The following is a 6,701-nucleotide window of genomic DNA, read 5'->3' as shown; positions in this document are numbered from 1 at the left end:
GAGGCAGAGCCGATTTAAGGGCAACGCGACAGCCGCGCCCGGATGCGGGTGATCGGGGTGCTCGAACTCCAGCGTGGAGTGGCGAATGCCGAACTCACTTGCCAGCATTGCCTTGATATCGCTCTTGATCGCTTCCAGCCGGTCCCAGTGGTCGCGGGCGACGACAATATGCGCGTCCACGGAAATCTGTTGCTCGTCGACTTGCCAGAAATGAACCCGGTGCATTTCCTCGACGCCCTGAACGCCCAGAACCACCGCAATCAGCGCCTCGTTTTCGATCTGGGGCGGGCTGGCCAGCATCAGCAGGCGCACGGTGCCGCCGATCTCGGTGAAGGCAAGATAAAGGATGTAGACGGCGATGCCGATGGTGATCGCCGGATCAATCCAGCGCATGTCGTAAAGCAGGATCAGCGTGCCGCCGATGATGACCGCGACCGAGGACAGCGCGTCCGAGAGATTGTGCAGAAACAGGGCGCGGATGTTCACGCTGCCCTTCTGCATCGAATATGTCAGCATGGCCGTGAGCGTATCGACGACCAGCGCCACGCTGCCCAGGATCACCACCCACCAGCCCAGAACCTCGGGCGGGTCGATCATCCGCATCACGCCCTCGTAGACCAGATAGAGACCGATCACGATCAGCGTGGTATAGTTGATCAGTGCGGCGACGATCTCGATCCGCTGGTAGCCGAAGGTCATCTTGTCGTCGGCGGGGCGGCGCGAGATTTTTCGGGCACCGAAGGCGATGACCAACGCGGCCATATCCGAGAAATTGTGGATCGCATCGGCGATCAGCGCCAGCGAGCCTGCGAAAATCCCGCCAACGATCTGCGCCACGGTCAGAATACCGTTCGCCCAGATCGCGATTGCAACGCGCCGGTCACCGGATGCCGGGTCTATATGGGTGTGGCCAGAGCCGTGATCATGCGGCATCGGTTATCTCTTCGCTGCGTCCTGCGCCCATCTCCGGCCCTTACCATTGTTGAGGGCGGACACCGGTTTCCGGAGCCCGCCCGTCGCTTTGTTGCACACGTATAGCCGCATCTAAAGCGTTTTGCGTTAAAGTTGAATCACAGGTTTAACGCAAAACGCGCATAACATGTTGATGTCGCGAGCGTTTCGAAATCAAGTTGTGATCCAACTTAATCCCGAAACGCTTTAATAACCGTATCTAGTCGAAGATTTCCATCAGCCAGGACTTTCGGCGGGATCCATGCTTGCCGTATCCGCCGTGTTTGCCATGCTTGCCATGGCTACGGCCTCCATAGTCGCCCGGATCATTGTCATAGCCGCGCCGGTCGCGTTCCCGTTCGCGCGGCGGCGGTGCCATTTCGGTCGCGCTGCGCTCGATAATCTTGTCCAGTTCGCCCCGGTCCAGCCAGACCCCGCGGCACTCAGGGCAGAAATCAATTTCCACCCCCTGCCGGTCCGCCATGCTCAAGGGCACCTCGCAGACCGGGCACATCATCCTGCCTTTTGCATTCATGTTTTTATCGGGCTCCTTTCCCGGTTCCTTCAGTTCAATGACCATGCGCCAGCGCCCCCTTTGCCGTGGTTTCGCTCGCCGGATCGCCGCCTTTCGGCGCGCCGCTGTCGGCCTTACTGTTCAGCAGCCGCAGCGCGTTCATCACCACCAGCAGCGACACACCGACATCGGCCGCAATCGCCCCCCACATCGAGGCCATGCCAAAGGCCGTGAGCCCGACAAAGACCGCCTTGGTCGCCAGCGACAGGCCGATGTTCTGACGGATGATCCACATGGTCCGGCGGGAATGGCCGATCAGCCAAGGCACCTTGCCGATATCGTCGGTCATCAGTGCGATGTCGGCGGTCTCGACCGCCGCGTCCGAACCGATGGCGCCCATTGCGATGCCAAAATGCGCCCTTGCCATGGCCGGCGCGTCGTTCACCCCGTCGCCGATCATCGCCACCATGTCGTGGCTTGCGACCAGTTCCTCGATGGCCGCCACCTTGTCTTCGGGCAGCAGTTCGGCGCGCACCTCGTCGATGCCGACCTCGGCGGCCACGGCGCGCGCGGTGCGCTCGTTGTCGCCAGTCAGCATAACAATGGTTTTCACCCCCTGTGCGTGCAGGCGCGCCACGATGCCTTGGGCGTCTTCGCGGATCCGGTCGCGCAGTTCCAGCACGCCCAGAAGTGTCTCGCCGTCGCCAACAGCCACCAATGTGCTGCCAGCGCCTTCGATCCGCTCACGCAATTCGGTCGGCAATCCGGCGTCGAGGCCTTTCTCGGCGGCGAACCGGTCAGAGCCGAGCCAGACCTTGCGGCCGCCAAAGCGTCCCTCGACCCCGCGGCCCGGCACCGTGCTGGTGTCCTCGGCCGCCTCGCCTTCAATCCCGGCGACCCGGGCCTGCGCCAGAATGGCGCGCGCCAGCGGGTGAGACGACCGCGCTTCCAGCGCGGCCGCCACTTCCAGCAACTCGCTCTGGGAGGTGCCGCCCAGAGGATGCACCGAGGCGACCTCGGGCTCGCCCTCGGTAATGGTGCCGGTCTTGTCCAGCGCCAGCGCAGTTGTCCGTCCCGGTGCCTCGACATAGGCGCCGCCCTTGATCAGCACGCCGTTGCGCGCCGACGAGGCAAGTGCTGCGACGATGGACACCGGGGTCGAGATGACCAGCGCGCAGGGGCAGGCGATCACCAGCAGCACCAGTGCGTTGTAGAACCAGTAGTCCCAGGCGCCGCCGGCCAGAAGCGGCGGCAGCAGCGCGATGGCAATCGCCAGCACCATCACGATCGGCGTGTAGATGCGGGCGAACTTGGCCACCCATTGTTCCACGTTGGCGCGCCGCGAATGCGCCTCGCCGACCATGCGGATAATGCGCGACAGCACCGTGTCCGAGGCCGGCTTGGTGGCGCGCACCGTCAGCGTGCCGTCGCCGTTGATCGTACCGGCATAAATCTCGTCGCCCGGCTCTTTTGTCACTTCCGCGCTTTCACCGGTGATCGGTGCCTGGTTGACGCCGCTGATCCCGTCCAGCACCTCGCCGTCCAGCGGAATGCGGTCGCCGCCGCGCACCACGAAGCGGTCGCCCACGGTCACCTGCGCGGCCAGCACGTCCTCTTCGGTGCCATCATCGCGGATCACCCGCGCCGTCGGCGGCGCAAGATCGAGAAGCGCGGCCACGGCATTGCGCGCGCGCCCCACGCTCCAGCTTTCCAGATAGAGCGACAGCGAGAAGAAGAAGGCCACTGTCGCCGCCTCGAAATACTCGCCCAGGAAGATCGCGCCGGCTACCGCGACAATCATCAAGAGGTTCATGTCGGGCGACAGCCGCCGCGCCGACGACCACGCCTTGGGCGCCACCAGCCAGGCCCCGAAGATGATCGCGGCCAGAAACAGCAGGCTCTCGACCAGCGGCATCGCCGCTTCGCCATGCCCGGCAAAAATCCCGATTGCGCCCTGAAATCCGGTTTCGACGATGTGATAGCCGAAACCCACCGCCCAGAACCCGCCGGACAACGCGGTGAAAAGCTGTTGCCGTTTCAGATGCGCGACCTGGCTGGCCGCGGCGCTCTCGGCATCCCAGAGGCTGGCGCTCATGCCGGTGGAACCGATCAGCTTGATAACCTTTTCGTCGCTCATCGCCTTGCCGGTATCAAGCACCGTCATACGGCCGTTGATCACATCAAAGGCCAGATGCTCTTCGCCGCCGACCTCAGGCCCCAGCACCCGGTTCAGGATCGCCACCTCCTCGGCGCAATCGAGCCCGTTCACCCGAAAGCTGCGGCCCTTGGCGTCAACATCGCCGACCGGGCCGATGTCGCCGCACATTGCACCCTCGCCCGAGCCGCAGCAGGCACCGCCCTCGCCCTCGCCCTCGTGCTTGTGATCGTGGCCATTGGCCTGGTCGTGTTTGTGCCCGTCATGCGGCATCGGTCTCTCCCGGAGCGAATCATCCCTTGATCCGCAAGATAGGAGCTACAGCTACTAGAGCTTCAAGAGCCGGAGGGAGGTCTCGGGAACTTTTTTCGCTCTGCTCCTCGATCCAGAGCGCCAACACCAATTTGCAGACGACGCCTGCGTCGGGTGGTCAGTGTCATGTGGCACGGCATTCGCCCGGAGCAGTCGCGGCTGATCAACGATGCCATTCGCAATCTCGAGGATTGCTCAACATTTTTCAAAATCACGTCGCGAAGCGCCGACACCGGCCGTCCAGCCATCCGGCTCAAACGGCAGCAGGGTCCCGCGACCTGTAAATTCTACGTTTGATCCACGCTGCGAGCCGCATGAAGGGCTGTTTCTTCCGCTGCGTGGCGGCATCGGTTTTTTCGCTCTTGCCGCATTTTCCACGCTGTGCGCGCAGCACGAAATTGTAAGGACCGGGTCAGACTCTCTGCCGTCGTTCTCTGCGCGCAGAACGAATGGCTGCATTCCCGCAAGGCCGGGTTGGCGCAGGGTTTGTCAAAGCACCTAGATGTCGATCCGCCACATCCTAAAGCGCCCCTGCCCTGTCATCTCACGGATCAAGCCCCTTTCTTCCAGCCTGATCAGATTGCGTTGCACAGCAGCACGGCTCGCACCGGTCAAGGCCTCGGCCATAGGAGCCGAGGTCAAAGGCCATTCCGTGAGGACTTTGCGCAACGCTACAGGTGTACGACCCGACAGTTGCGCCATCGCACTCTTCGCGCGAACGCCCCATTCTTCAATGCCATCCAGATGACGCATCGCAGTCAAAATGGCGCTGTCCATGCCATCCAGCCAGCGGTCCAACCGCTCTAACGGCAAGCCGGAGGCACGCAGCCCCCCTGCCCCACCCATGGCCAGCGGTGCGAAGACGGCACCGCTTCCGTCGCTGGCCGCGATCCTGGCAGCTGTGACGGCCGCTTCGATCTGGTCGCCGTGTTGCCCGAGACCCGCCATGCTCCAAAGGTGATATCCCATACAGGCGCGTGTAATTGGGTGCAGATCGGAAGCTGCCGTCATCACAGCTTGCCATCCGCCCGCGCGATCTTCGAAACGCTCGGCGCTGTCCTCGATGTTCTCGGGATCGCGGCGGTCAAGAAACGCTGCAAGATCGACCTTCGGGCCGGGACCACCTGTCAGGCGACGAACAGCCCACCCAATTCGGGCCAGCGCTTCCGGATCATCCTGCGCGCCAGACAATCGCATTGATATCCAAAGAGCGAGGCGGTCAGAACTCACCCGATCCCCTGCAAGCCAGCTGAGGTCTGCCGTCTCGATCAGTGCCAGTCTGTGTCGCCAGCCATTCGGGCCACGCAGCAACCGGTCATCCAGCGCACCCAAGCGTCCAGCCACCTTTGCCAGCCGCGCAGCGTGAGTCCCCTCTGCCTTTGTCCAATCGTCGATGACCGAGGTATCAGGCGGTTCCGCCCGTGGCCCGGGAGGCAAATCATCCGGTCCTTCTTCGAGCGGCCCCGGCAGGAACCAGAGATCGTCTTCGTGTGTCGCAATTGCTTTGCCGTTTCATCAAAAAGTTCTTACAGGATTCCAGCAGGATGAAGCGTAATCCGACGTGGTATTTTACGTTTCGATTTCAATTTTTAGCTCGCGTTTCAACAAGCGAGAACATGGGGCAGAAGATGGGGTTTAGAAATCGTGGAGCAGCGGGTTCATGACGCTGCGCGAAAACGAAGCGTCTGACGAGGCTTGGGCCAAGGCAACGCGTATCGCGCGAGAGCTGGATCGCATTCTGGACCGGCAAGAGCCTATGCGCCCCGCAGTTTCTCGCGCCGCATCCGAATTGCGTCTCTCGACGCGCCAAGTCTACAACCACCTGCGCCGATATCGTGCCGAGCGCCGGGTGTCTTCGCTGTTGCCAAAGACAGGTGGAGCCAGGCGCGCAAGGATCAGCCCGGCTGTTGAGGAGATCATTTCGGTAACGCTTCGAGAGATGTGGCTTCGGCCCGAGCAACCGGACCTTGCGCCGATTGTCGATGAAATCCGCACCCGTTGTGTAAGCGAGGGTCTTGATCCGCCCGCCTATGTCACCGTTTCCAAACGTATCCCACGGCTGTTCACGCCCGAGGAGATTGCACGACGGCGACATTCAGGAGGGAAAAGCCTGCGACGTCTGAAACCCCGCCCAGGCTATATCCGAGCCAAGCACGCACTCGATGTCGTCCAGATAGACCATACCCCTGCCGACATCCAGTTTGTGGAAGTCATCGATGGTCAGGGCATTTATGTCGGACGCCCCTATCTCACTATCGCAGCCGATGTTGCAACAAGCGCGATTGTTGGCTTCTGCCTGACCCTGGAGAAGCCCTCACGCCTGTCGGTCGCCCTCTGTCTGGCGCAAGCGATGTGCCGCAAGGAGGACTGGCTGGCAGCGCGCGACATCAATCATTCCTGGTCGATGTTTGGCCGCCCGAAGAAGGTCGTCGTGGATTCCGCCATGGAATTCAGAAGCACCAGTTTCATCCGGGGTTGTGCCGAGTACGGCATTGTAATTCAAAGCCGGAACAAGGGGACCGTCCATCGTGGCGGGGTTGTCGAGCGGCTTCTCGGCAAAGTGAACACGGTGCTGCGCTCCCTGCCTGGCAAGACTGGGCGTTCCATCGCGGATCGGGGTGAGTACCTGTCTGAAGACCGTGCGAGGCTCAATTTTGCAGACCTCGAACGCTGTATCGCGCTGGCGATTATCGATCACAATCTTAGCCAGAATGAACGCAAGCTGACTGTCGCGTTGCCCTTAAATCGGCTCTGCCTCACTTTGTGTGG

5 protein-coding genes are annotated in these 6,701 nt (G+C 62.0%); 1 reads left to right on the top strand and 4 read right to left on the bottom strand.

What is annotated here, in order from left to right:
• The 4 genes from ATO3_RS28195 to ATO3_RS28180 form a co-directional block, all read right to left on the bottom strand.
• On the bottom strand, window positions 1–933 hold a 933-nt coding region (locus ATO3_RS28195), incomplete at its 3' end, for a cation diffusion facilitator family transporter (RefSeq protein ID WP_088653043.1).
• Window positions 934–1,171: 238 nt separating this feature from the next.
• Window positions 1,172–1,486, bottom strand: a complete 315-nt coding sequence (locus ATO3_RS28190; protein ID WP_065335291.1) for a TFIIB-type zinc ribbon-containing protein — start codon at window positions 1,484–1,486, stop codon at window positions 1,172–1,174.
• 34 nt (window positions 1,487–1,520) lie between these two features.
• Window positions 1,521–3,893: a heavy metal translocating P-type ATPase gene (locus ATO3_RS28185; protein WP_081293405.1), complete on the bottom strand. Its 2,373-nt coding sequence runs from the start codon at window positions 3,891–3,893 to the stop codon at window positions 1,521–1,523.
• 537 nt (window positions 3,894–4,430) lie between these two features.
• Entirely contained in the window at window positions 4,431–5,432 is a 1,002-nt protein-coding gene (locus tag ATO3_RS28180) for a hypothetical protein (RefSeq protein WP_065335284.1), read from the bottom strand.
• Between the two features lie 160 nt (window positions 5,433–5,592).
• Between ATO3_RS28180 and ATO3_RS28175 the strand changes: the two genes are divergently transcribed.
• The coding region (locus ATO3_RS28175) for a helix-turn-helix domain-containing protein (RefSeq protein WP_143747421.1) at window positions 5,593–6,701 on the top strand (1,109 nt) is incomplete at its 3' end.

Source organism: Marinibacterium profundimaris, assembly GCF_002210095.1.
Lineage (GTDB): Bacteria > Pseudomonadota > Alphaproteobacteria > Rhodobacterales > Rhodobacteraceae > Marinibacterium > Marinibacterium profundimaris.
This window is presented reverse-complemented; position numbering and strand designations above follow the sequence as displayed.

Coding starts and splice junctions, on each gene's coding strand:
- ATO3_RS28185 (WP_081293405.1), bottom strand. CDS start 3,893: ATGCCGCATGACGGGCACAAACACGACCAGGCCAATGGCCACGATCAC.
- ATO3_RS28190 (WP_065335291.1), bottom strand. CDS start 1,486: ATGAATGCAAAAGGCAGGATGATGTGCCCGGTCTGCGAGGTGCCCTTG.